This is a genomic window from Roseomonas indoligenes (assembly GCF_017813365.1).
In the GTDB taxonomy this organism is placed as follows: Bacteria; Pseudomonadota; Alphaproteobacteria; order Acetobacterales; family Acetobacteraceae; genus Roseomonas; species Roseomonas indoligenes.
The window spans coordinates 102,517-122,417 of the sequence record NZ_JAGIZA010000016.1 but is presented as its reverse complement, the minus strand read 5'-3'; the positions used below and the strand labels follow the sequence as shown (position 1 = coordinate 122,417).

At 70.9% G+C, this 19,901-nt stretch carries 19 protein-coding genes; 4 read left to right on the top strand and 15 right to left on the bottom strand.

What is annotated here, in order from left to right; translation table 11 throughout:
* From J5Y10_RS21635 to J5Y10_RS21625, 3 genes are all read right to left on the bottom strand, one after another.
* The coding region (locus J5Y10_RS21635) for an RIFT barrel domain-containing protein (protein ID WP_209376191.1) at positions 1-413 on the bottom strand (413 nt) is incomplete at its 3' end.
* 847 nt (positions 414-1,260) lie between these two features.
* A complete protein-coding gene (locus tag J5Y10_RS21630; RefSeq protein WP_209376190.1) occupies positions 1,261-2,223 on the bottom strand; it encodes a Bug family tripartite tricarboxylate transporter substrate binding protein in 963 nt (320 codons plus the stop codon).
* Positions 2,220-3,929 carry an acyl-CoA dehydrogenase family protein gene (locus J5Y10_RS21625; RefSeq protein ID WP_209376189.1) on the bottom strand — a complete coding sequence of 570 codons (1,710 nt, stop codon included), beginning with the start codon at positions 3,927-3,929 and terminating at the stop codon, positions 2,220-2,222. The genes J5Y10_RS21630 and J5Y10_RS21625 overlap by 4 nt, the downstream gene beginning before the upstream one ends.
* Positions 3,930-4,029: 100 nt before the next feature.
* Between J5Y10_RS21625 and J5Y10_RS21620 the strand changes: the two genes are divergently transcribed.
* Positions 4,030-4,899 carry a LysR substrate-binding domain-containing protein gene (locus J5Y10_RS21620; RefSeq protein ID WP_209376188.1) on the top strand — a complete coding sequence of 290 codons (870 nt, stop codon included), beginning with the start codon at positions 4,030-4,032 and terminating at the stop codon, positions 4,897-4,899.
* A 146-nt stretch (positions 4,900-5,045) separates the two neighbouring features.
* Positions 5,046-5,501: a DUF6525 family protein gene (locus J5Y10_RS21615; RefSeq protein WP_209376187.1), complete on the top strand. Its 456-nt coding sequence runs from the start codon at positions 5,046-5,048 to the stop codon at positions 5,499-5,501.
* 76 nt (positions 5,502-5,577) lie between these two features.
* Here the strand turns inward: J5Y10_RS21615 and J5Y10_RS21610 are convergent, their stop codons facing one another.
* From J5Y10_RS21610 to J5Y10_RS21595, 4 genes are read right to left on the bottom strand one after another with little or no spacing between them, the layout of a single operon-like run.
* Positions 5,578-6,414 (bottom strand): amidohydrolase family protein, encoded by an 837-nt coding sequence (locus tag J5Y10_RS21610; protein WP_209376186.1) that lies wholly within the window; start codon positions 6,412-6,414, stop codon positions 5,578-5,580.
* Positions 6,411-7,403: an NAD(P)-dependent oxidoreductase gene (locus J5Y10_RS21605; protein ID WP_245214949.1), complete on the bottom strand. Its 993-nt coding sequence runs from the start codon at positions 7,401-7,403 to the stop codon at positions 6,411-6,413. The genes J5Y10_RS21610 and J5Y10_RS21605 overlap by 4 nt, the downstream gene beginning before the upstream one ends.
* A gap of 11 nt (positions 7,404-7,414) precedes the next feature.
* On the bottom strand, positions 7,415-9,271 hold the full coding sequence (locus J5Y10_RS21600; protein WP_209376185.1) for a TRAP transporter large permease: 1,857 nt from the start codon (positions 9,269-9,271) through the stop codon (positions 7,415-7,417).
* Positions 9,272-9,282: 11 nt separating this feature from the next.
* Positions 9,283-10,308: a TRAP transporter substrate-binding protein gene (locus tag J5Y10_RS21595; protein ID WP_209376184.1), complete on the bottom strand. Its 1,026-nt coding sequence runs from the start codon at positions 10,306-10,308 to the stop codon at positions 9,283-9,285.
* 124 nt (positions 10,309-10,432) lie between these two features.
* On the opposite strand from J5Y10_RS21595, the gene J5Y10_RS21590 reads away from it, so the two are divergent.
* On the top strand, positions 10,433-11,215 hold the full coding sequence (locus tag J5Y10_RS21590) for a FadR/GntR family transcriptional regulator (protein WP_209376183.1): 783 nt from the start codon (positions 10,433-10,435) through the stop codon (positions 11,213-11,215).
* Here the strand turns inward: J5Y10_RS21590 and J5Y10_RS21585 are convergent.
* Positions 11,172-12,137: an AraC family transcriptional regulator gene (locus J5Y10_RS21585; protein ID WP_209376182.1), complete on the bottom strand. Its 966-nt coding sequence runs from the start codon at positions 12,135-12,137 to the stop codon at positions 11,172-11,174. The genes J5Y10_RS21590 and J5Y10_RS21585 overlap by 44 nt on opposite strands.
* Positions 12,138-12,239: 102 nt before the next feature.
* Here J5Y10_RS21585 and J5Y10_RS21580 point away from each other — a divergent pair, with 102 nt between their 5' ends.
* A complete protein-coding gene (locus tag J5Y10_RS21580; protein WP_209376181.1) occupies positions 12,240-13,424 on the top strand; it encodes an MFS transporter in 1,185 nt (394 codons plus the stop codon).
* A gap of 83 nt (positions 13,425-13,507) precedes the next feature.
* Here J5Y10_RS21580 and J5Y10_RS21575 read toward each other — a convergent pair whose 3' ends face one another.
* From J5Y10_RS21575 to J5Y10_RS21545, 7 genes are read right to left on the bottom strand one after another with little or no spacing between them, the layout of a single operon-like run.
* Complete coding sequence (locus tag J5Y10_RS21575; RefSeq protein ID WP_209376180.1) at positions 13,508-14,203, bottom strand: 4-carboxy-4-hydroxy-2-oxoadipate aldolase/oxaloacetate decarboxylase; 696 nt, start codon at positions 14,201-14,203, stop codon at positions 13,508-13,510.
* Positions 14,200-14,928 carry a PIG-L deacetylase family protein gene (locus J5Y10_RS21570; RefSeq protein ID WP_209376179.1) on the bottom strand — a complete coding sequence of 243 codons (729 nt, stop codon included), beginning with the start codon at positions 14,926-14,928 and terminating at the stop codon, positions 14,200-14,202. Before J5Y10_RS21570 ends, J5Y10_RS21575 begins: the two co-directional genes overlap by 4 nt.
* A gap of 14 nt (positions 14,929-14,942) precedes the next feature.
* Positions 14,943-15,830, bottom strand: a complete 888-nt coding sequence (locus J5Y10_RS21565) for an amidohydrolase family protein (RefSeq protein WP_342452987.1) — start codon at positions 15,828-15,830, stop codon at positions 14,943-14,945.
* Positions 15,827-16,810: a Bug family tripartite tricarboxylate transporter substrate binding protein gene (locus J5Y10_RS21560; RefSeq protein ID WP_209376178.1), complete on the bottom strand. Its 984-nt coding sequence runs from the start codon at positions 16,808-16,810 to the stop codon at positions 15,827-15,829. Before J5Y10_RS21560 ends, J5Y10_RS21565 begins: the two co-directional genes overlap by 4 nt.
* A gap of 52 nt (positions 16,811-16,862) precedes the next feature.
* Entirely contained in the window at positions 16,863-17,744 is an 882-nt protein-coding gene (locus J5Y10_RS21555) for an NAD(P)-dependent oxidoreductase (RefSeq protein ID WP_209376177.1), read from the bottom strand.
* Between the two features lie 14 nt (positions 17,745-17,758).
* Positions 17,759-18,682, bottom strand: coding sequence for an ABC transporter substrate-binding protein (locus J5Y10_RS21550; RefSeq protein WP_209376176.1), 924 nt, complete (start codon positions 18,680-18,682; stop codon positions 17,759-17,761).
* Positions 18,683-18,740: 58 nt separating this feature from the next.
* Complete coding sequence (locus tag J5Y10_RS21545) at positions 18,741-19,736, bottom strand: LysR family transcriptional regulator (RefSeq protein ID WP_209376175.1); 996 nt, start codon at positions 19,734-19,736, stop codon at positions 18,741-18,743.
* Between the last annotated feature and the right edge of the window lie 165 nt (positions 19,737-19,901).

The following is a 19,901-nucleotide window of genomic DNA, read 5'->3' as shown; positions in this document are numbered from 1 at the left end:
AGCACGTCGATGCTCCGCGCCACGCCCGAGGACGGCGTCAGCGACACCGCAAAGCTGTGCCCCGACAAGGCAGACGACAGGTCCAGCGCAGGAGCCGTCGAGACAGGGCCAGTGCTGAGCACGACATCCACGTTGTGGCCGGCTGCGATGTCAGGGCGGGCCAGGGTGAGCACGGCCATCTTCACGGAGCCGTCCGCGTAGGTTGTCTTCACGTCCATCTGGACGGCACTGGTGGAGCCGCCGATCTTGGCCACGAGACTGGTGCCGGCGGCGACCTCGCCCTGCGCGAAAACCTGTCCGAAGCTGGTCATGCCACCTGACAGCTTGGCCGAACCCGCATTTTCCAGCTCAAGGCCGAGAATGCTACCGCTGCTATTGGATGAGAACGAAGAGGGAACAGACGAGATCGACACAGCACGCTCTCCACAAGGAAGCGCCGTCCTCAGGCCTGATGCCAGCTAGCGGAGCGGACATGACCGAAGCGACAGAATTTACTTAAGGAATATTGTTTACTGTAAACTATACTTTACGTTTTCATCGGCTTCCCCTTCATTTTCAGGTACTTGCCTGAGAACGACAGGCTAAACACCCCGCTTGATTAACCTCTGATAAATCAAGACGCAACCACAGGTTGTATTTGAGCACGTGAAAAGTGCGGGCGTAGGGCTCGCATCGTGGGAAGAGGCCACGCTGGGCTGCTCACGAGGCACTTTACCCGGGGTGAGGCATCTCACGAAATTTCGTTCAAGTAAACGAAATTGTGAAGTGACTATTTGAGGTAAATTTTGAGGTAAATCATGTGACCCCTGCAGAGGCGCGTCCGTCCCCACGGGCGGCCAGCCCGAGGCCGCGATGCCCCCACCAGGGGAACCTTCTGTCCGACGGTGGGATTCGCGGATTAGGGCATCCCCGGCCTGCCAGGACCCGGGTGATCTGATGCGACTCTGTTGACCGCGCAGCGAGGCTGATGGTGAGACCAGCCTTGTCGCAGGACCGTCAGTCCCCGTTGATGCGGACAGTAGAGACCGTGACCCCGGGACGTGACGCGGTGGCCCGGTTCGAAGTGGCCGCTCAGGACGCCATCAAACAAGTCCGGCGGCATCGCGAATTGTGCAGCGTGGCTGCCCGTCAGGAATCCTGGCCAGCATCGGCGAAGACCTGAACCGAATGGCGGGGACGTTGCTGCGGCAACGCCACCTCCGGCACTCCGGATGGTGGCGTCTCCTCATACCCGGGCGGAACTTGGGCCTTCCAACTGTCTCAATCCGCCTTAACGCTCGCCTCACGGATCACCCGCGCCCATCGATTCGTCTCAGTCACCATCAGCGATGTCAGCGCGGCCGGTGTCAGCTCCGGTGCGACCTGCATCCCCTGGCTCTCCAGGAACTTCCGCATCTCCGGCTGCGCGACCACCGTGGCGAAGGTGGAGCGGAGCCGTTCCCGCACCGGGTCCGGCGTGTTCGCCGCCAACACGAGGCCGAAGAAGACTGAGGCGTCGTAGCCCGGCAATCCCTGCTCAGCGACCGTCGGCAGGTCCGGCAGCACGGCGGAACGCTCCGCGGTGGTGATGCCCAGCGCCCGCACGCGCCCGCCCTGCAGGTGCGGCAGGGCCGTCAGCGCGTCGGTGAAGACCATCGCGACATGCCCTGCCACCAGGTCGTTCAGCGCCGGCCCCGTGCCGCGATAAGGGATGTGCTCGATGCTCGTCCCGGCCATCGAGTTGAACAGCGCACCCGCGAGGTGGGAGGAGGCGCCGTTGCCGGATGAGCCGAAGGAGAGCCGCTCCCTCTTCGCCAGCGCGATCAACTCCTGCACGTTCTTCGCCGGCACGCCCGCGTTCACCGCCAGCACGTTCGGGATGCGCCCCAGCGGCGCGACGGGCGTGAAGTCCTTCACCGGGTCGTAGGGCTGGCCGGGGTAGAGCATCCGGTTGATCGCCAGCGGGCCGGAGGTGCCGAACAGGATGGTGTGGCCATCCGGCGCGGAGCGCGCGACGAACTCGGCCCCGATATTGCCGCCCGCGCCGGCGCGGTTCTCCACCACCACCGTCTGGCCCAGCCCCTCGCCGAGGCTCACCGCCAGGCGCCGCGCGATCAGGTCGGTCGGGCCGCCGGGCGAGAAGGGCACCACCAGCGTCACCGGCCTTGCGCCGGGCTGCGCCAGGGCAGGGCGCGCCAGCGTCCCTAGCAGGGTTGCGCCGAGAAGGCTGCGGCGATCCATCATGCGTTCTCTCCCGTCTGCGCGCCGGGATCGTTCAGCAGGTCCCGTGCGTCGTCCTCCGCTTCCGCCGCGAGCGGATCGTGCGGCAGCACGCGGTGCCGCAGCACCAGGCGCGCGAGCGCCAGCCGCTCCGGCGCGCCCAGCCGCCCGGCCTCCCAGGCCATCGCCGCCGCCGATGTCACGTGGTACAGCGCCGAGGTCGCCTGCCGCGCGAGCGCGGGATCGCCCTGCGCCGCCTCGGCCAGCGCGATGGCCCGCTCCAGCGCCGGCGCGGCTTCCGGCAGGGCCTCGTTGTTGCCCAGCAGGCCCCGCGCATGGTCGCGCAGGACGGGCAGCGATCCCTCCCGCGTCGCGGCGCGCAGCACGTCCAGCGCCACAATGTTGCTCGTGCCCTCCCAGATGCTGCCGAGATGGGAGTCCCGCATCAGCCGCGCGTCCGACCACTCCTCGATGTAGCCGCAGCCCCCGCGCACCTCCATGGCGTCGCCAGTCACCTTGCGGGCGTCGCGGCAGGCGCGGAACTTCACCAGCGGCGTCAGGATGCGCAGCAGTGGATAGGCGCCCTCCTCTCCGGCATCGGATCGCCGCAGCGCCTCGGCCGTCTGGAACACCATCGTCCGCGCCTGCTCCATCGGCACGGTCATCTTGAGAAGCTGCCGCCGCATCAGCGGCATCTCCACCAGCCGCTTGCCGAAGGCCACGCGGCGATGGGCGATGAACAGCGCCTCCGTCACCGCGCGCCGCATCATCCCCGCCGCGCGCACGCCGTTGGAGAGGCGGGAGTTGTTCACCATGTCCGCCATCTGCCGGAAGCCCGCCTCCGGCTCCCCCACCATCCAGGCGACGGCGCCGTTCATCGTGACCTCGCCGGAGGCCATGGAGCGGGTGCCGAGCTTCGGCTTCAGGCGCACGATCCGGTGGTGGTTCGGCCGGCCATCCGGCAGCGTGCGCGGCAGCAGGAAAAGGGAGACGCCGCGCAGCCCCGGCGCGTCCTCGCGCCGCGCCAGCACCATGGCCAGCTCCGCATCGGGATTAGAGCAGAACCACTTGTCGCCCGTCAGCGCCCAGGTTCCGTCCTCCTGCGGCGCCGCGCGGACGACGGTGGCGGCGATGTCGCTCCCCGCGCCCTGCTCCGTCATGAACATCGCGCCCTGGTTCAGCGCATCCAGGTCCTGGCTCGTCAGCGCCGGCAGATAGCGGGCGATGAGATCGGGCGATCCGAACTTCCGCAGCGTGCGCGTCAGGCTGTCGGTCATGGAGACGGGGCAGCACAGCCCGAACTCCGCCTGCACGAACAGGTAGGTCAGCAGGTACTTCGCGGCCGGCGGCATCGGCGCATCCCAGCCCAGCACCCCGGCGCGGTGGGAGAGGGCGGCGAGCCCGAACTCCCCGAAGGCGAGCCGTTCCATCTCCCGGTAGGCCGGGTGGTACTCCACGCTCTGCGCGTCCTCGCCCCGGCGGTTCCGCTGGTGCAGCACGGGCGGGTTGCGGTCCGCCGCCATCGCCAGCGCGTCCAGTGAGCCGCCGGCCAGGGCACCAAGCCTGTCCAGATGCGGCGCGAGATGCGCCGCCAGCGCGTCCGGGAGGTAGAGCGAGGCCAGGCGGGCCAGCGCCGGATCGGCCCGGAAGAGGTTCAGCCCGTGGCTGTCGGGGATCGCGGCGGCGCCGGCCAGCGGGGCATGATCCGGACCGGGAGGGCGGATGTGCATGGCGCGTTTCCTCACCTTCGTTCGGCCCAAGGCTGGTCCCGCCATCGGGGGCCGCCAATCGATTTCTTCGCCGCCGCCCTTGAGCTAGGCTCAACGGGCCATGACCTACCGGCGCCTTCCCTCCCTCGTCGCCCTTCGCAGCTTCGAGGCGGCGGCGCGCCACCGCAGCGTGACCCGCGCGGCCGGGGAACTCTCCGTCACGCCCGGGGCGGTCAGCCGCGGCGTGCGCGCGCTGGAGGAGGAGCTGGGAACGCCGCTCTTCACCCGCGCCGCGGCCGGGCTCGCCCTGACCCCGGCCGGGGACGCCCTGTTCACCGCCGCGCGGGAGGGGCTGGACCGCATCGCCGCCGGGCTCGTCACCATGCGCCAGGCCGCGCCGCGCCGGCGGTTGCGGATCGGCGCCTACACGCTCTTCGCCAGCCGCTGGCTCCTCCCGCGCTGGGGCCGTCTGCGGGAATGCCATCCCGAGCTGGAAGTCGAGCTGGAGACGAGCGCGGATCCGCTGGAGCTCGTGCCCGGCGTCTTCGACGCCGTGATCGCCGTCACGGACCGCCGCCCGCGCCCCGGCCTTCTCGCGATGCCCCTCGTCCCAATCGAGACGATGCCGGTCCTCGCCCCCGCGCGCCTCCCTGCCCTGGACTGGCGTCGCGCGACGCTGCTGCACTCCCGCCAGCGCCCGGACGACTGGGCGCGCTGGCTCGCGGGTGCCAACATCGAAGGGGTCGATGCGTCCGCCGGCCCGCGCTTCGAGAGCATCGCCCTGGCGCTCGACGCGGCCGCGGAGGGGCTGGGCGTCGCGATGGCGATCCGGGCCCTGGTGGCGCAGGACCTCGCCACCGGGCGGGTGGCGGCGCCGCACCCGCATGTCCGGCGCACGACCCGGCACTTCACCCTGCTGCACGACGCGAGCCGCGAGGATGACCCGGCCCTCGCCGCCCTGCGCGGCTGGCTCGCGGCCGAGGTGGGCTGACGGAGGCGGCTCCGGCGGTCCCGGGGCCGGGATGCCGCCTGTACGCCACCACGCCGGCGGAACCACGCCTCCGCCGCATACGTGCCGGGCCCCTGGCGGTTGGCGCCGCGGTTTCGCGGCGCTCCTCGCTTCGTTAGAAGGCGGCCATGGACAACAGCATGGCCAGCAGGCCCTACAGCAAGCTCAAGGGCGACCCGTACCGCGCCTATGAGGAACTGCCGGCCGAGGTGCGCCGGGCCATGCAGGAAGCCCTGGTGGACTGGTGCCCGCTGCGCGCCCGCGAATGGCATCTCGACCTGCTGCGCCGGCAGCGGCTGCGGCCGGCCCAGGCGGCCTTCTTCCTCGTCCAGACCATCCGCAAGCAGGACCATGCCGAGGTGGCCTCGTTCGCGAGGACCTGGCCGAAGGGCGCCCAGGCCTACCCGCACCTCGCCGCGGAGGCGACGCTCCAGCGCTATGTCGGGACGGAGGGAATCCCCGCTGCGGAGCCCGTTCTCCTGCCCCCGCCGGAGAAGCGGCCCAAGGCACGTCCCAAGGCTCAGCCCAAGGCAAGTCTCAAGGCACGGGCGAAGCGCCCGGCAGGCCGACGCTCCCGGCGCTGAGGGCGGCAGCCGCCCGGCTCTCACGCGCCCCGGCCACGGTGCATCGAGGCCTGGCGCTGCCCCGCCGCCGGCTGGATCAGGCGAAGCCGTAGAGGCGGGCGGGATTGTCTACCAGGATCAGCCGGCGCGTCGCCTCGTCCGGTGCCCAGTCCAGGAGCAGGTCGAGCAGCGCCGCATCATCCGGCTTCTCCTCCACCGAGACATGCGGCCAGTTGCTCGCCCAGGTCATGCGCTCGGGCGCGTGCCGGATCGCCGCCTTCGCCAGCGCGGCGGTGTCGGCATAGTCCGGCGGCCCGGCCCGGGAGACCTCGTAGGCCGCCGCCAGCTTCAGGTAGGTCCGGCCACCGTCGAGCAGCCGCAGCAGGGCCTGGAAGCCGGGGTGGTCGGGCGTGACCGGCTCCAGGAACTTGCCGATATGGTCGATGACGAGCGTGCCGGGCAGGCGGCGGAGCTCGGCCTCCCGCTCGTGCAGCAGGCGGCCATCCAGTTGCAGCTGGATATGCCATCCGGCCTCCGTCACCTCGGCCGCCAGCGGTTCCAGCATGTCCCAGGACAGGATGCCGCCGGCCAGCATGTGGACGCGGGCGCCGCGGATGCCGCCCGCCGTCAGGCGCTGCAGCTCGGCAGATCCCAGGCCCGGCTTCACGACGGCAACGCCGCGCGTGCTCTCCGCCCCCAGCGCCGCGACCGCGGCGAGGGTCACGCCGTTGTCGGTGCCATAGGCGTTCGGCTGCACGATGACGGCGCGCTGCAGTCCCAGCCGCGCCTGGAGCGCGCGGTAGCCCGGCACGTCGGCCCAGGCCGGGCCGGGATTGGCGCCGGGCACGGCGACCGGGGCGCGGGGATCGTAGATATGGACGTGGCAGTCGCAGCCGCCGGGCGGCATGGACAGGCGCGGGGCGGCCGGCATCATGCGTCCTCCCGCGCCGGGCGGCGCGACCAGTTCTCCGGGTTCACGGCCCCTGGCGGGATCTCGCCCGCCAGGATGGCGCGGACCTGCCGGACCGTGTCGAAGGCCTGGGCCTCGATGGCCGGTGGGGTGAGCCCGCCGATATGCGGGGTGGCGATCACGTTCGGCATCGCCGCGAGCGCCGGCGAGGGCATCTGGTCCGTCGCGCGGCCCACATCCATGGCGGCCCCGGCGATCCACCCCTCCCGGAGGGCGGTGGCCAGCGCCGCCTCGTCCACCAGGTTACCGCGGGAGAGGTTGATGAACACGGCGTCACGCCGCATCCGGCGCAGGGCCACGGCGTCGATCAGGTTCTCCGTCGCCTCGGTCGCCACCGCCAGGCAGACGACGTAGTCGGCCTCTTCCAGCAGCGTCTCGAAGCCGACCTGCCGGTATGGCGCCTCCGCCGTGGCGAAGGGATCGGCCACCAGCACCTCCATGCCGAGCGCGGCGGCGACGGTGGCGAGGTTCCGGCCGATGGCGCCGTAGCCGATGATCCCGATGCGGCTGCCGGAGAGCTGGCGGCCCATCCGCACCTCCGGCATCAGCCCGGCGTGGTAGTCCCGCGCGGCGCGCGAGATGCCGCGCGAGAGATCGACCATGAAGCCGATCGCGAGCTCCGTGACGGAGGCGACGAAGCCGGGAAAGGCGTGGGTGACGAGCACGCCGGCCCGGCCCGCCGCCGCCGTGTCGATGTTGCGGATGTCCACGGCGCAGCGCAGGAAGGCGCTGAGCCGTGGAAGGCCGGGGAAGACCTCCGCCGGGCCTGCGGTCAGGCGGTCGGCCACGATGAGGTCGGCCTCCGCCGCGGCGGCGATCAGACCCTGAGGGGTGAGGGGCTCCTCCCCTTCGTGGAGGATCACCTCGGCCATGGCGCGCAGCTCGGCCAGGGCGCGCGGGCCGTAGTACCGCTCCCGCGTCGCCGGCGTGTGCGTCAGGAACACCTTCATCATCGTGGATCCCGTCAGTAGCCGAACAGTCGCGGCAGGCCGGTGCTGAGCACCGGGATGAAGGCGATCAGGAGCAGGCAGACAAAGATGAGGCCGAGATAGCCCATCACGGGCCGGACCGTCCGCTCGATCGGCACATGCCCGATGAGGCAGGCGCCGTAGAGGCCGAGGCCGAGCGGCGGGGCGAAGAGGCCGATGCCCATGGCGATGACCAGCACCACCCCGAAATGAAGCGGATCGATGCCGAGCTGGGTCGCGACGGGCACCAGCAGCGGCCCGAAGATGATGAGCGCCGCCGCGCCTTCCAGCACGGATCCCATGACGATGAGGATGCCGATGGAGAGCAGCATGAAGAGCCAGGTCCCGCTGGACTGCGAGAGGGCCACCATGGCGTCGCCCAGCGCGTGCGGCACCTGCTGCAGCGTCAGCACCCAGGCCAGCGCCTGGGCCGCGGCCACGATGAAGAGGACGAGGCCGGATCGCGTCGCCGCGTGCATGAAGCTCCGCGCCAGGGCGCGCCAGCTCAGCTCCCGGAACACCGCCGCGCCGACGACGATGGCGTAGAGCACGGCGAAGGCCGAGATCTCGGTCGCGGTCGCGAAGCCGCTCTTGAAGCCGATGAAGATCATCGCGATCAGCCCGAGCGACACGATCGCGCCGATCCACATGCGGCGCATCCCCCCTTCCGGGATCAGGTCGGCCGCGATGGCCGCTTTCGTGCCGAACAGGACGGAGACGCCGATCAGCGCCGCCGCCATGAGGGCGGAGGGGATCAGCCCCGCCATGAACAGCCCGCCGATGGACAGGTTGGCCACGAAGCCGAGGATGATGAGGTTGATGCAGGGCGGGATCGTTTCCGCCATCACGGCGGAGGCGGCCAGCAGGGCCACCGCCTGCCCGGGATCCTGCTTCGAGCGCCGCGCCGCCGGCACCAGCACCGCGCCCACCGCAGCGACGTCCGCCATCTTGGAGCCGGAGATGCCGGAGAACAGCACCATGGACAGCACCATGACGACGTTCAGCCCCCCGCGCATCCGCCCGACCATGCGCTGCAGCAGCTCGATCAGGCGCACGGACATGCCGTTCGCCTCCATCAGGTAGCCGACCAGGATGAAGAAGGGGATCGCCAGGAGCACGAAGTTGTCGATGCCGCGGGCCATCTGCTGGGCGAAGATCACGCCGGGCAGGTAGTCGTCCAGCCAGATATAGATCAGGGCGGAGAGCGCGATCGAGAAGCCGATGGACAACCCGCCGAGAAGCGCGACCACGAAGCCCAGCCCCATGAGCAGGCCGGCGGGCGGCATCGTGTCCGGCGAGACGGCGGACCAGGCCGCGAAGACACCGCCCACGGCCGCGACCGCCACCAGCACCTCCACCAGCTCGCGCAGGGGCCGTCGGCAGGCAAGGTCCAGCGCGAAGACCGTCATGAACAGGGCGCCGGCGCCCATGGGCAGGAAGGTCCATTCCAGGGGAAGGCCGGATCCCGTCGTCTGCCCCGCCGTCATCCAGCCGAGCTTGAAGGCGTTCAGCGCCACATAGGCCGCGATCAGCACCGTCAGCACGGCCGCGACGGCATCGACCCGGCGCCGCGCCCCCGTTCCGAGCCGCGCGGCGAAGAACTCCACCCCCGGGTTCTCGCCCCGCGCCACCGCGCTCGCCGCCCCGAAGAAGCTGGAGCCGACCATCAGCCCGCGCGCCACGTCGTCCGACCACTCCACGGGCGCCCCGAAGAGCGAGCGGGCGAGGACGGAGCCGATGACGACGACGAGGTCCGCGGCCAGCAGAACCGCCGCGATCGCGTCGGAGAAGGCGACGAGGGGCGCCATGGTGACCCGGCCCGGGCCGAGTGCGGGCGCGGCGGCGGCGTGCATCGCGGCTGTCCTCAGACCGTGGTGGCGCGGATCTGCTCGATGACCGGCCGGGCTTCCGGCCGGTTCCGCATGAAGGTCTCCATCTGCGGCTGCACCCGCTTCCGGAAGGCCTCCCGGTCGCACTGGACGATCGTGACGCCCCGCTCGCGCAGCAGGGCCATCGCCTCCTGCTCCACCGCCAGCCCGTGCGCGCGCGTATCGGCCGCGGCCTTGCCGGCCGCGTCCAGGAAGCGGTCGCGCAGCGCCGGGTTCATCCGGTTGTAGGCGACGTCGCTGAAGTAGATCGCGAGCGGCGAGAAGTTGTGCTGGGTGAGGGAGTAGAACTTCGCCGTCTCGTAGAACTTGCTCGCCACCATGGTGGGCGGATCGTGCTCCAGCCCGTCGATCACGCCGGCCTGCAGCGCGGTGTAGATCTCGCCGAAGGCCAGCGGCGTCGCGGCCGCGCCCATGAGGCGCAGGCACTCCGTGATGACGGGGTTGGGCAGGGTGCGGATCTTCTGCCCCGCTAGGTCCTCCGGCGTGTTCACCGCCTTCTTCGAGAGCACGCTGCGCGAGCCGAAGTTGTAGGCCCAGGCAATGATGCGGATGTTGGAGCCGCGCTGCAGCGCCGCCTCGATGGGCTTGGCCGCCCCGGCCTCGAAGGCCTTGGTCTGCTGCTCGAAGCTGGTGAACAGGTAGCCCAGGTCGAAGGTGCCGACGAGCGGCACGAGATTCGCGGAGATGGAGGAGCCGGACACCATCATGTCGATCACGCCGAGCTTGACCGAGTTGATGACGTCGATCTCCTGCCCGAGCTGGTTATCGGGAAAGAAGCTGACCTCGATCTGCTCGCCCAGCCCGTTCGCCCGGAGCTGGCTCACCAGCTTGTCGTAGTACACGCGGCCATTGCCGAATTTCGGGTCGTTGGCCTGGGACGAGGAGAGGCGCATCCGCAGCGTGGCCGCCTGGGCCCGGCCAATGAGGGCAGGGGCTGCGAGGGCGACCGTTCCCCCGGCGAGCGATGCGCGCACGAGGCCGCGGCGATCCAGTGGACGCATTATTCCCTCCTGACGGATGTCACCCTGGTCAGGGTGCCCCTTTGGCCATATTGTATGACCAGATTTTCGGGCGCGGCAAGCCGGAGTTCGGCTGGGCCCGCCACCATGTCGGTAAGGCGGGGTGATGGTCGATCATCCGCAAGCGCTGCGGAACATCCAGGCCCAGGTGGTCGAGCGGCTGGGGACCGGCATCGTCCGCGGCGACGTGGCGCCGGGCGAACCCATCGCGTCGGAGATGCGCATCTGCGAGATGCTGAACGTCAGCCGCACGGTGGTGCGGGAGGCGATTCGCGTGCTGAGCGGCAAGGGCCTGGTGGAGGCCCGGCCCAGGAGCGGAACCCGCGTGCGCCCGCCGGAGCTCTGGAACCAGCTCGACCCGGACGTGCTGCGCTGGCAGCTCGAGACCGCCGACCTCACCACCTACCTGATGAAGCTGTTCAGGCTCCGCAGCACCGTGGAACCGATGGCGGCCGCCTATGCTGCGAGTTCCGGCACCGAGGCCGACATCGCCCGCATCCGCGCAGCGGCGGAGGCCATGGCGGCGGCAGGGAGCAACGAGGCCTGGGTCGAGGCCGATATCGACTTCCACCGCGCGATCCACGTGGCGACGCGCAACGAGTTCTTCTGGCCGATCGCGCAGATGTTCGAGGTCGTGCTCCGCCGCAGCTTCACCCTGGCCGCGCCGGGGGACCACCGCCCGCGCGCCATCCTGGAGCACCGGCGCGTGATGGAGGCGATCGCATCCCGCGACCCGGACGCCGCCCGGGGCGCGATGGAGGAGCTGATTGCCCACTCGGCGGGGGACCTGAAGCGCTTGTACGGGATCGATCCCCGGTCCGGCCCGACGCCGGCCACCCGCGCAGTCACTGACGAACGGCGCCCGGGGATCGGCCCGTCACGCGCTTGAAGGCACGGCTAAAGGCGGCCTGGGAGGCGTAGCCCAGCCGCTGGGCCGCCGTGTCGATGGGCACCCGGTCCTGCGTGATCCACTGGGTGGCGAGGCGCATGCGCAATTCCGTCGCGTAGCGCAGGGGCGACAGGCCGATCACGGCCTGGAAGCGCTCCGCGAAGACGGAGCGTGACGCGCCGCTCTCGGCCGCCAGCGCCGCCACCGTCCAGTCGCGGCCGGGGTCCCGGTGCAGGGCGCCGATGGCGCGGGCCAAGCGGGGATCGCCCAGCGCCTCCACGAGGCCCGAGGCGCCGCCGCAGCCGCATTCCACCCAGCCGCGCACGATGGTGGCGGCCACCACCTCGGCCAGCCGGGCCAGGATGCCGGCGAAGCCGACCCTTTGCCCGCAGGCCTCCTGCTCCATGGCGGACAGGACCGGCAGGAGCTCCGGATGGCGCTCGGACAGGATGCCGACGAGCATGGCCGGGGGCATGAGCCGCACCAGCCCCTGCATGCCGCCGAGCTGGAACTCCATGCAGCCGCTGAAGATCACCGTCCCGCCCGCAGCTTCCGTGCAGCCGGGGGCGTGCACGGCGCTGACGCCATCGCAGATCGGCGCCGCCTCGTAGCTGGCGATGTCCTCGCACGGGATGCCCGGGCAGGGGATGTCGGGGCTCGAGAGGATCTGGTGCTTCCCCCCGCGCGGCAGGAAAGCGGCGGACCCTGCCTCGAGCGGATGGACGGTGCCGTCGGCCAGGCGCAGGAAGGCCGTGCCGTTGGCGACGAAGTGGAAATGGGCGCTCCCCGTCGTGCCGTCGAAGCCGAACCCGAAGGGCGGCACGGCCCGGATGCGGTGATAGCGGATGCCGCGGAGCCGCATGCCGAGGAGCAGCTCGCTCATCAGGTCGGAGGAGGGCAATCCGTTGCCGCCATCGGGCATGGCCGGACTTTCAGTCAAAGGATAGGGAGTGCCTGTCATAGATCGTCCGGGGCCTGAGGGCCAGTCTGCGCCCAACCCTCCTCTGCGACGGAAATCCCCATCATGAGCGACCTTACCGAAAGAACCCTCCCCATCGGGGAACAGGGTGCGGCCTCCTGGGCCGCCGTCTTCTCCCTCGCCCTCGGCGTCTTCGGGCTGGTCACGGCGGAGTTCCTGCCGGCCAGCCTTCTCACCCCCATGGCCGCGACCATGGGCACCTCGGAAGGGCTGACGGGACAGGCCGTGACGGTCACGGCGGGCGTCGCGCTGATCTCCGGCCTCCTCGCCTCCATCCTCACCCAGGGGCTGGACCGGCGGGTGGTGCTGATCGGCTTCACGGTCCTTCTCGTCATATCCAACCTGCTGGTGGTCTTCGCGCCGGGCCTGACGGTGCTGCTGCTGGCCCGCATGCTCCTGGGCATTGCGCTCGGCGGCTTCTGGAGCATGGCCACGGCGGTCGCGATGCGGCTGGTGCCGGCGGAGGCAGTGCCGCGCGCCCTCTCCCTCATCTTCAGCGGCGTGTCGGTGGCGACCATCGTGGCGGCGCCGCTCGGCAGCTTCCTCGGCGGCCATTATGGCTGGCGCAGCGCCTTCCTCCTGGCGGCGGCGATCGGCGCGGTCACCCTCGCCTTCCAGATCGTCACCCTGCCCCGCCTGGCACCCACGGGCACGGCGCGGCCGGGCACGCTGGTGGAGGTGCTGTGGCGGCCGGGGATCGGGATCGGCATGCTCTGCGTCGTGCTCGTCTTCGGCGGACACTTCGCGCTCTTCACCTACATCCGGCCCTACCTGGAAGGCGCCGCCGGGGTGGGGCTGCAGGGCCTCTCGCTGATGCTGCTCGGCTTCGGCCTGGCCAATTTCGCCGGCACCTTCCTGGCGGGGTGGCTGATCGGCCGAAACCTGCGGGCGGCGCTGATCCTCATGCCCGTGCTGATCGGCGGGGGCGCGCTGACCCTGGCCGCGCTGCACGGCGCGCTGCCCGCGCAGACGGCGCTGGTGGCGCTGTGGGGCATGGCCTTCGGCGGCGTGCCCGTCGCCTGGTCCACCTGGGTCGCGCGCTCCGTCCCGGATGAGGCGGAGGCCGCAGGTGGGCTGGTGGTGGCGGCCGTGCAACTCGCCATCGCCAGCGGCGCGGCGGCGGGAGGGTTGCTCTTCGACGCCGCCGGAGTGGGCGGCGTGTTCCTCTCGGCCGGCGCCGTGCTGCTGGCCGCGGCGGGGATCGTGGCGACGCGCGTGCGGATCGCCTGACCGGCCGGGTGATGGGGGCGGATCCAGGCCGCCCCTACCACCCGGACCCTGCACGAAGGGGTTAGCCCTTCGTGCGACGGGCCCTACAGGTCTTCGAGGCGGTCCACGTAGCGCAGCCCCGCTTTCTCCAGCGCCGGCCGCATGTTGTAGAGGTCCAGGCCCAGCACGCCGGAAGCGAGCTTCTCCCGCTTCTCGCCCTCGTTTGCCTGCCGCTTCTCCGCGGCGGCGAGGGTGGAGGCGATGTCGGCCGCCGGCACCACCACCACGCCGTCATCATCGGCCACCACCACGTCACCCGGGCGCACGGCGACGCCGGCGCAGACGACGGGCACGTTCACCGAACCCGGGGTGGCCTTGACCGTGCCCTTGGCCGAGATGGCGCGGGACCAGACGGGGAAGCCCATCTCCTTCAGCACGGCCACGTCGCGCACGCCGGCATCGATCACCAGGCCCCGCACGCCACGGGCCTTGAGGGATGTGGCGAGGAGGTCGCCGAACATGCCGTCCGTGTTGTCGGTGGTGCAGGCGGCCACCAGCACGTCGCCGGGCTGGCACTGCTCCACGGCCACGTGGATCATCCAGTTGTCGCCGGGCTGCAGCAGCACGGTGACAGCGCTGCCGGCGATAGAGGCCCCCGCCCAGGCCGGGCGCATATAGGGCTTCATCAGGTTCGGCGCGCGCCCGCTCGCCTCATGCGTGGTGGAGACGCCGAGGGGGGCGAAGCGGTCGATCGTGGCGAGATCGGCGCGCGGGTTGTGGCGGACGACGACGGGGGTCACGCCAGCACCTCCACGGCATCCGGGAAGATCGTCTGGTAGGCCTCGCCGTACTTCATGGCCTTGCCGGAGTTGCGGCCGCCCTGCATGCCGCGGTTCAGCGCCACGCGCTCGTAGTAGTCCCACAGATGGCGCTGGGCGGGCAGCTCCTGGAAGGCCTTCCACTTCGTGTCCCACACCTCGGTGATGTTGAGGATGCGGTTGGGCTTGAAGTCGCACTGCTCGGGCTGGTGCGGCTCGAACTGGAAGACCTGCGGGGCGGTGTAGGTCACGCCGGAGGGGCCGGGCTTGTGGCCGGCGGCCTGGGCGACGATGCGGGCCTCCTGCGCGATGGCGGAGGCCTTGGGGTGATCCACGTTGTACGGGTCGCGCACGGCGTGGGTGAGGACGAAGGAGGGGTTCACCTCGCGGTAGATGTCGATGAGGCGGTCCATCATTCCGTCGGTGAAGTTCAGCGGGTAGTCGCCGGAATCGAAGAACTCGATCTCGGCGCCGAGGATCGCGGCGGCGGCCTCAGCCTCGGCGCGGCGGCCTGCCTTGCACTGCTCCATCGTCATGCCCGGCTGCTTCCAGGCGCCCTGGCTCTCGCCGCGCTCCCCGAAGGAGAAGCAGACGATCTTCATCCGGTAGCCCATCTTCGCGTGCAGGGCGATCGCGCCGCCCGCGCGCCAGACGAAGTCGCCGGGGTGGGCGGTGACGACGAGGCCGGACTTCTGCTTGTCGGACATAAGAGGCTCCTCCCTCAGCGCGCCCAGTAGAGGCGGTCGGGGTTGTCGATCAGGACCTTGCGGCGGGCGGCTTCGTCCTCGACGGCCAGCGCCAGCAGGTCTACCAGGTCGCCGTCATTCGGCATGTCGCCGGCGATGTTGGGGTGCGGAAAATCCGTGCCCCAGAGCACGCGATCCGGCGCCACTTCCGCCAGCTTGCGGGCGAAGGGCACGGCATCGTGGAAGGGCGCCCCCTGCGACGTGACGCGCTCCGGCCCGCAGATCTTCACCCAGGCCAGCTCGTTCTTCATCAGCTCCAGCAGCCGGCGGAAGGGCTCCTGCTCCAGCCCGTTCTTCGCCTGCACGCGGCCCATGTGGTCGATCACGAAAGGCACCTTGATGCGGGCGATGCGGTCCGCGTGCTCCAGGATGTCGCCGGCATCGAGGTGCAGCACCACGTGCCAGCCCAGCGGCTGGATCTTCTCCAGAACGCGGTCGAACACCTCCAGGTCCGGCGTGCCGCCGAGATGCTTGACGAAGTTGAAGCGCACGCCGCGCACGCCGCCGCGGTCCAGCTCCTCCAGCCCCTGGTCGGTGACCGTGCCGTCCACGATGGCGACCCCGCGATAGGCGCCCTCGCTGCGCTCGATCGCGTCGATCATCGCGGAGTTGTCGGTGCCGTGGCAGCTCGCCTGCACGATCACCGCGCGGTCCACGCCGAGGATGGAATGCACGCGCCGCAGGTCCTCCACCCCCGCGTCCGGCGGGGTGTAGGAACGGTCCGGCGCGTAGGGGAACTTGTCGGCAGGGCCGAAGACGTGACAGTGCGCGTCCACGGAGCCGGCCGGCAGCTTGTATTTCGGGGTCTTCGTGTCGGGGTCCGGCCCCTTGCAGGTCTTGATGGCCATGGCTCTCTCGCTCACTGCTTCTCGATTCCGGCGCGCTCGATCACCGCGCGCCACTTCTCCGCCTCGCTCGTCATCAGCGCGCCGAGCTGGGCGGGGGAATCGCCCTTCGCCTCCACACCCGCCTCCAGCAGCTTGCTCTTCACGCCGGGGTCGGCCAGCACGGCGTTCAGCTCGCGGTTGAGGGTCTCGATCACCGGCTGCGGCGCCTTCGCGTGCGCCACGACGGCATTCCAGGAGGTCACGTCGAAGTCCTTCAGCCCCGCCTCCTGCAGGGTCGGCACCTCCGGCAGGTTCGCGGCGCGGGCGGAGGAGGTGACGGCGATGGCGCGCAGCGAGCCGTCCTTGATCTGGCCCATCAGCGGCGCGACGATCTCGAAGGCCGCCGTCACGTCGTTCCGCAGCAGGCTCGTCAGCAGCGCGGGCGTGCCGGAGAAGGGTACGGTGGTCGTCTCCAGCCCCGCGCTCGTCTTGAACAGCTCCGCCGCCAGGTTCTGCGTGCTGCCCACGCTGATCGTGCCGATATTGGTGCCCCGCACATCCTTCTTCAGCGCCGCGATCAGGTCCTGCGCAGTGCGGATGGGGGAGGAGGGCGCCACCAGGATGGCGATGGCGAAGGTGCCCATCAGCCCGACCGGCGCGAAATCCCGGATCGGATCGAAGGGCAGGCTGCGAAACAGCGACTTGCTGATGGCATTGGCATTCGTCGCCACCATGAAGGTGGAGCCGTCCGCCGGCGCGGAGAGCAGGGCCTGCCCGGCGACGATGCCGCCCGCGCCCGGGCGGTTCTCGATCACCACCGCGCGGCCTATGCGCTCGGACAGGGCGGCACCGACGGTGCGGGCGGTCAGGTCCGCCACGCCGCCCGCCGCGTTCGGCACCAGCAGGCGGATCGGCTTGTCCGGCAGCGGGCTCTGCGCCCAGGCCAGGCCAGGGGTCGCCAGGGCCGTGGCGGCAAGGCCGCCCAGGCGCAGCGCGCCGCGGCGCGTGATGGTCATGCGCGTATCCTCCGTTCCCTTGACCTTCTGGCGGGCGTGGCCCGCCGCGCGCCTACTCGGCGGCGGCCTTGTGGTTCATCGTTGCGGTGATGCCGTCCAGCAGCGTGTCCAGGTCGTCCGTGGCCAGCAGCGCCTTGCTCATCTCGCGGCCGCGCCCGGCGGCCCAGTCCTGGCGCTCGGCGATGGCGCGGCTGAGCATCGGCTCCAGCCCCGCCTCCTGCACGGTGCGGGCCACCTCCCGCACCTCCTCAGCGCGCCGCTTGCCGTGGATCAGCGCGCGGCTGATGACGTAGCGGGCCAGGCCGCGCCAGTCCTCGTGCGGCAGCGTGTCATGAAGGGAGGCGAGGACCTCCTTCTCCACGCCGTAGTGGCGGGCGGCGAGCATGCACTCCGTGGTGATCGCCTCCAGCCCCTTCACCATGACGCTGCGGCACATCTTCACGGAGCTCGCCTTGCCGATCTCCTCCGAGAAGATCGTCAGGTCCATGCCGAAGGGCTGCATGACGTCGATGAAGCCCTGGGCGTCCTTGCCGCCGAGCAGGATCGGGGAGCGCAGGCCCTTGGGCGGCACGCTGGCCATCACCGCGGCCTCCACGTAGCGCCCGCCGGCAGCGTTCACGATTCCCGCGTTCTCGATCTTCGCGCCGGGGGAGATGGAGTTCACATCCACCACGAAGGGCGCGTGCGACAACTCGCCCGCCAGGGACTGGGCGGCCGCGAGCGCGGAGCCGGCGGTGACGGAGATGAAGACCACCTCCGCCTTCGCCGCCGCTTCCGCCGCGGTGGCGTGAACGGTGGCGCCGGATGCCTTCGCACGGTCGCGCGCGGCCTCCAGCACGTCATAGGCGTGGATGGCGCCGGCCCCGCCCGCGCGGAGGTCCCGCGCGAAGATGCTGCCGACCTCGCCGAAGCCGATGATCGCGAAATCCGTCATGGCGCGTCCTCCTCCTACTCGATGCCTTGGTCGATCCCGGGGGGCAGGCCGTCCCACACCTCATCCACCGTGAGGGGACGGGGCAGCATGTCCTGCTCGGTCATGTAGCGCAGGGCCAGCTCGATCACCGGGCGCAGCGCGGCCCGCGTGTCGGGCGGGGCACCATGCGGGCCGGGGGGCACGGGCGCGGCGGAAGCGCGGAGCATCCGCACCACCTCCCGCACCAGCTCCGGCCGCTCATCCGCCAGGCGGCGGGTCACGCAGAGCATGTGGTTCACGGGAACGATGCGGTGGCGCGCGAAGAAGGCCCGCGCCGCCGCCTCCGGGTCCGCGAAGACGGGGCGCAGGCCGGGATCGTCGGGCATGTCGTTGCCGACGATCACCGCGTCCAGCTCGCCCGCCTTCAGCATCGCCATCATGTCGGCCCCCTTGGGGGCACGCTCCGCGAAGGGCGGGTCGGCGATGCCCTGCACATGAGCATCCTCGAAGGTGATCCAGCGGATGGCGTCGGGCTTCGGGCCGCCCTCCTCCATGATGATGCCGCGCAGCCACATGCCCGTGGTCTGGCTATAGGCGCGCACCCCGATGCGGCGCCCAGCGAGATCCGCCAGGCCCCGGATGTCGCTCCTTGCCGGGCAGATCAGCGCGGATTGCTGGAAGCGGGAGGCCAGCACCACGGGCAGCAGCACCAGGGGCCGCCCCGCCGCCCGCGCCTGCAGGAAGGTGGCGATCGCCATCTCCGAGACGTCGAAGCGCAGCTCCCGCACCATCGGCGCGAAGGCGCGGCTGATCACGGGGATCTCCGCGAAGTCCAGGCGCAGCAGGGAGGAGGGGACGGAGCCCTCCTTCAGCACGCGGGTGCGGGGATAGGCGCCGATCGCCGCGCTCAGCTCGGTCGTTTCCTGCGGGGCCGACGCCCCGTGATCCGGTGCCGTCATGGGACGCTTCCTCCCGCCCCGTCCGCTGCCGGGGCCTTCCGCGTTCCCTAGACCCGCTTCATGCCCCTGTCCTATTGCTTTCCGGGGTGGAGGTATGACCCGGGGTAATATCGGTCAGTCCGCGCTGCCCGATCTCCACAACATGGGCGCGCAGGCAGTTGATGAAGGCATCCCCCGCCGGGGGCACGGCCCGGTCCCGCGGCCGGATGATTCCTGCCGGCCGCCGCGGCGCCGGCACGGGCAGCGGCACCACCCGCAGCATGCCCCGTAGCAGGTCCCCCGCCATCATCAGCCGGGGCATCACCGCGATCAGGTCGGTGGCCAGCAGCATCTCCCGGATGAAGCCATAGGAGCTGGAGCGCATCGAGCTCGCCGGCTCCAGCTCCAGCATGCCCAGCAGGGCTTCGATCTCCCGCCCCACCCGCTGGCTCACCGTGGGCAGGATCAGGTCGTAGCGGCGCAACGCCTCCAGCGTCACCGCTTCCAGCGCGAAGACCGGATGCCCCGGCCGCGCCAGGATGGAGATCGGCTCCTCCCACAGCGCCTCCCGCGGGAACCCGTCCGGGCTCGCCGGCTCGTAGAGCCGCCCCACGATGAGGTCGATCTCCCCCGAGGCCAGCTTCGGCAGCAACTCCTCCGTCCGCCCCTGCTCCAGCCGCACGCGGATGCCGGGATGCTCCACCGTCAGGCGCGTCAGCGCCCCCGGCAACACCCCCGTGGCCGCGACCGGCAAAGTACCGATCGCAACCGTCCCGCCCTCCGGGTCCTGCAGCCGGTCCAACGCCTCGTCCAGTCGCCGCAGGTCCGCCAGGATGCGCCGGGCGGCGGCGGCCAGCAGGTTCCCCGCCTCCGTCGGCCGAACCCCGCGCGGCAGCCGGTCGAACAGCCGCTGCCCCGCGATCTCCTCCAGCTCCTGCACCGTCCGCGTCAATGCGGGCTGCGTGATGCCCAGCACCGCCGAGGCCTTCAGGAGGCTGCTCTGGGCGACGATCGCCTCCACCGCCCGCAGGTGGTGCAGCTTCAGGCGCTGGTCGAGGTAACGGCGAAGGGTCATGGCACGGCCCCTTGTGGCGCCGAAGTGCAGCGGCGTGAACCTCGTTCCGGGGGGGCGGTTCTGCGCTGTCGCTCTGTCCCGGGGAGAGGAAGAAGGAATTCTTCCTCTCCCCAGCCCCCTCACCATCATCTTCTTCTAGGCTTTGGGACTCCCCGGCTGACGTGC

What these genes read in the sequence shown, in the direction of transcription:
- J5Y10_RS21630 (WP_209376190.1), bottom strand. Translation starts at nt 2,223, where the DNA reads ATGATGGATCGCCGCAGCCTTCTCGGCGCAACCCTGCTAGGGACGCTG.
- J5Y10_RS21625 (WP_209376189.1), bottom strand. Translation starts at nt 3,929, where the DNA reads ATGCACATCCGCCCTCCCGGTCCGGATCATGCCCCGCTGGCCGGCGCC.
- J5Y10_RS21620 (WP_209376188.1), top strand. Translation starts at nt 4,030, where the DNA reads ATGACCTACCGGCGCCTTCCCTCCCTCGTCGCCCTTCGCAGCTTCGAG.
- J5Y10_RS21615 (WP_209376187.1), top strand. Translation starts at nt 5,046, where the DNA reads ATGGACAACAGCATGGCCAGCAGGCCCTACAGCAAGCTCAAGGGCGAC.
- J5Y10_RS21610 (WP_209376186.1), bottom strand. Translation starts at nt 6,414, where the DNA reads ATGATGCCGGCCGCCCCGCGCCTGTCCATGCCGCCCGGCGGCTGCGAC.
- J5Y10_RS21605 (WP_245214949.1), bottom strand. Translation starts at nt 7,403, where the DNA reads ATGATGAAGGTGTTCCTGACGCACACGCCGGCGACGCGGGAGCGGTAC.
- J5Y10_RS21600 (WP_209376185.1), bottom strand. Translation starts at nt 9,271, where the DNA reads ATGCACGCCGCCGCCGCGCCCGCACTCGGCCCGGGCCGGGTCACCATG.
- J5Y10_RS21595 (WP_209376184.1), bottom strand. Translation starts at nt 10,308, where the DNA reads ATGCGTCCACTGGATCGCCGCGGCCTCGTGCGCGCATCGCTCGCCGGG.
- J5Y10_RS21590 (WP_209376183.1), top strand. Translation starts at nt 10,433, where the DNA reads ATGGTCGATCATCCGCAAGCGCTGCGGAACATCCAGGCCCAGGTGGTC.
- J5Y10_RS21585 (WP_209376182.1), bottom strand. Translation starts at nt 12,137, where the DNA reads ATGCCCGATGGCGGCAACGGATTGCCCTCCTCCGACCTGATGAGCGAG.
- J5Y10_RS21580 (WP_209376181.1), top strand. Translation starts at nt 12,240, where the DNA reads ATGAGCGACCTTACCGAAAGAACCCTCCCCATCGGGGAACAGGGTGCG.
- J5Y10_RS21570 (WP_209376179.1), bottom strand. Translation starts at nt 14,928, where the DNA reads ATGTCCGACAAGCAGAAGTCCGGCCTCGTCGTCACCGCCCACCCCGGC.
- J5Y10_RS21560 (WP_209376178.1), bottom strand. Translation starts at nt 16,810, where the DNA reads ATGACCATCACGCGCCGCGGCGCGCTGCGCCTGGGCGGCCTTGCCGCC.
- J5Y10_RS21555 (WP_209376177.1), bottom strand. Translation starts at nt 17,744, where the DNA reads ATGACGGATTTCGCGATCATCGGCTTCGGCGAGGTCGGCAGCATCTTC.
- J5Y10_RS21550 (WP_209376176.1), bottom strand. Translation starts at nt 18,682, where the DNA reads ATGACGGCACCGGATCACGGGGCGTCGGCCCCGCAGGAAACGACCGAG.
- J5Y10_RS21545 (WP_209376175.1), bottom strand. Translation starts at nt 19,736, where the DNA reads ATGACCCTTCGCCGTTACCTCGACCAGCGCCTGAAGCTGCACCACCTG.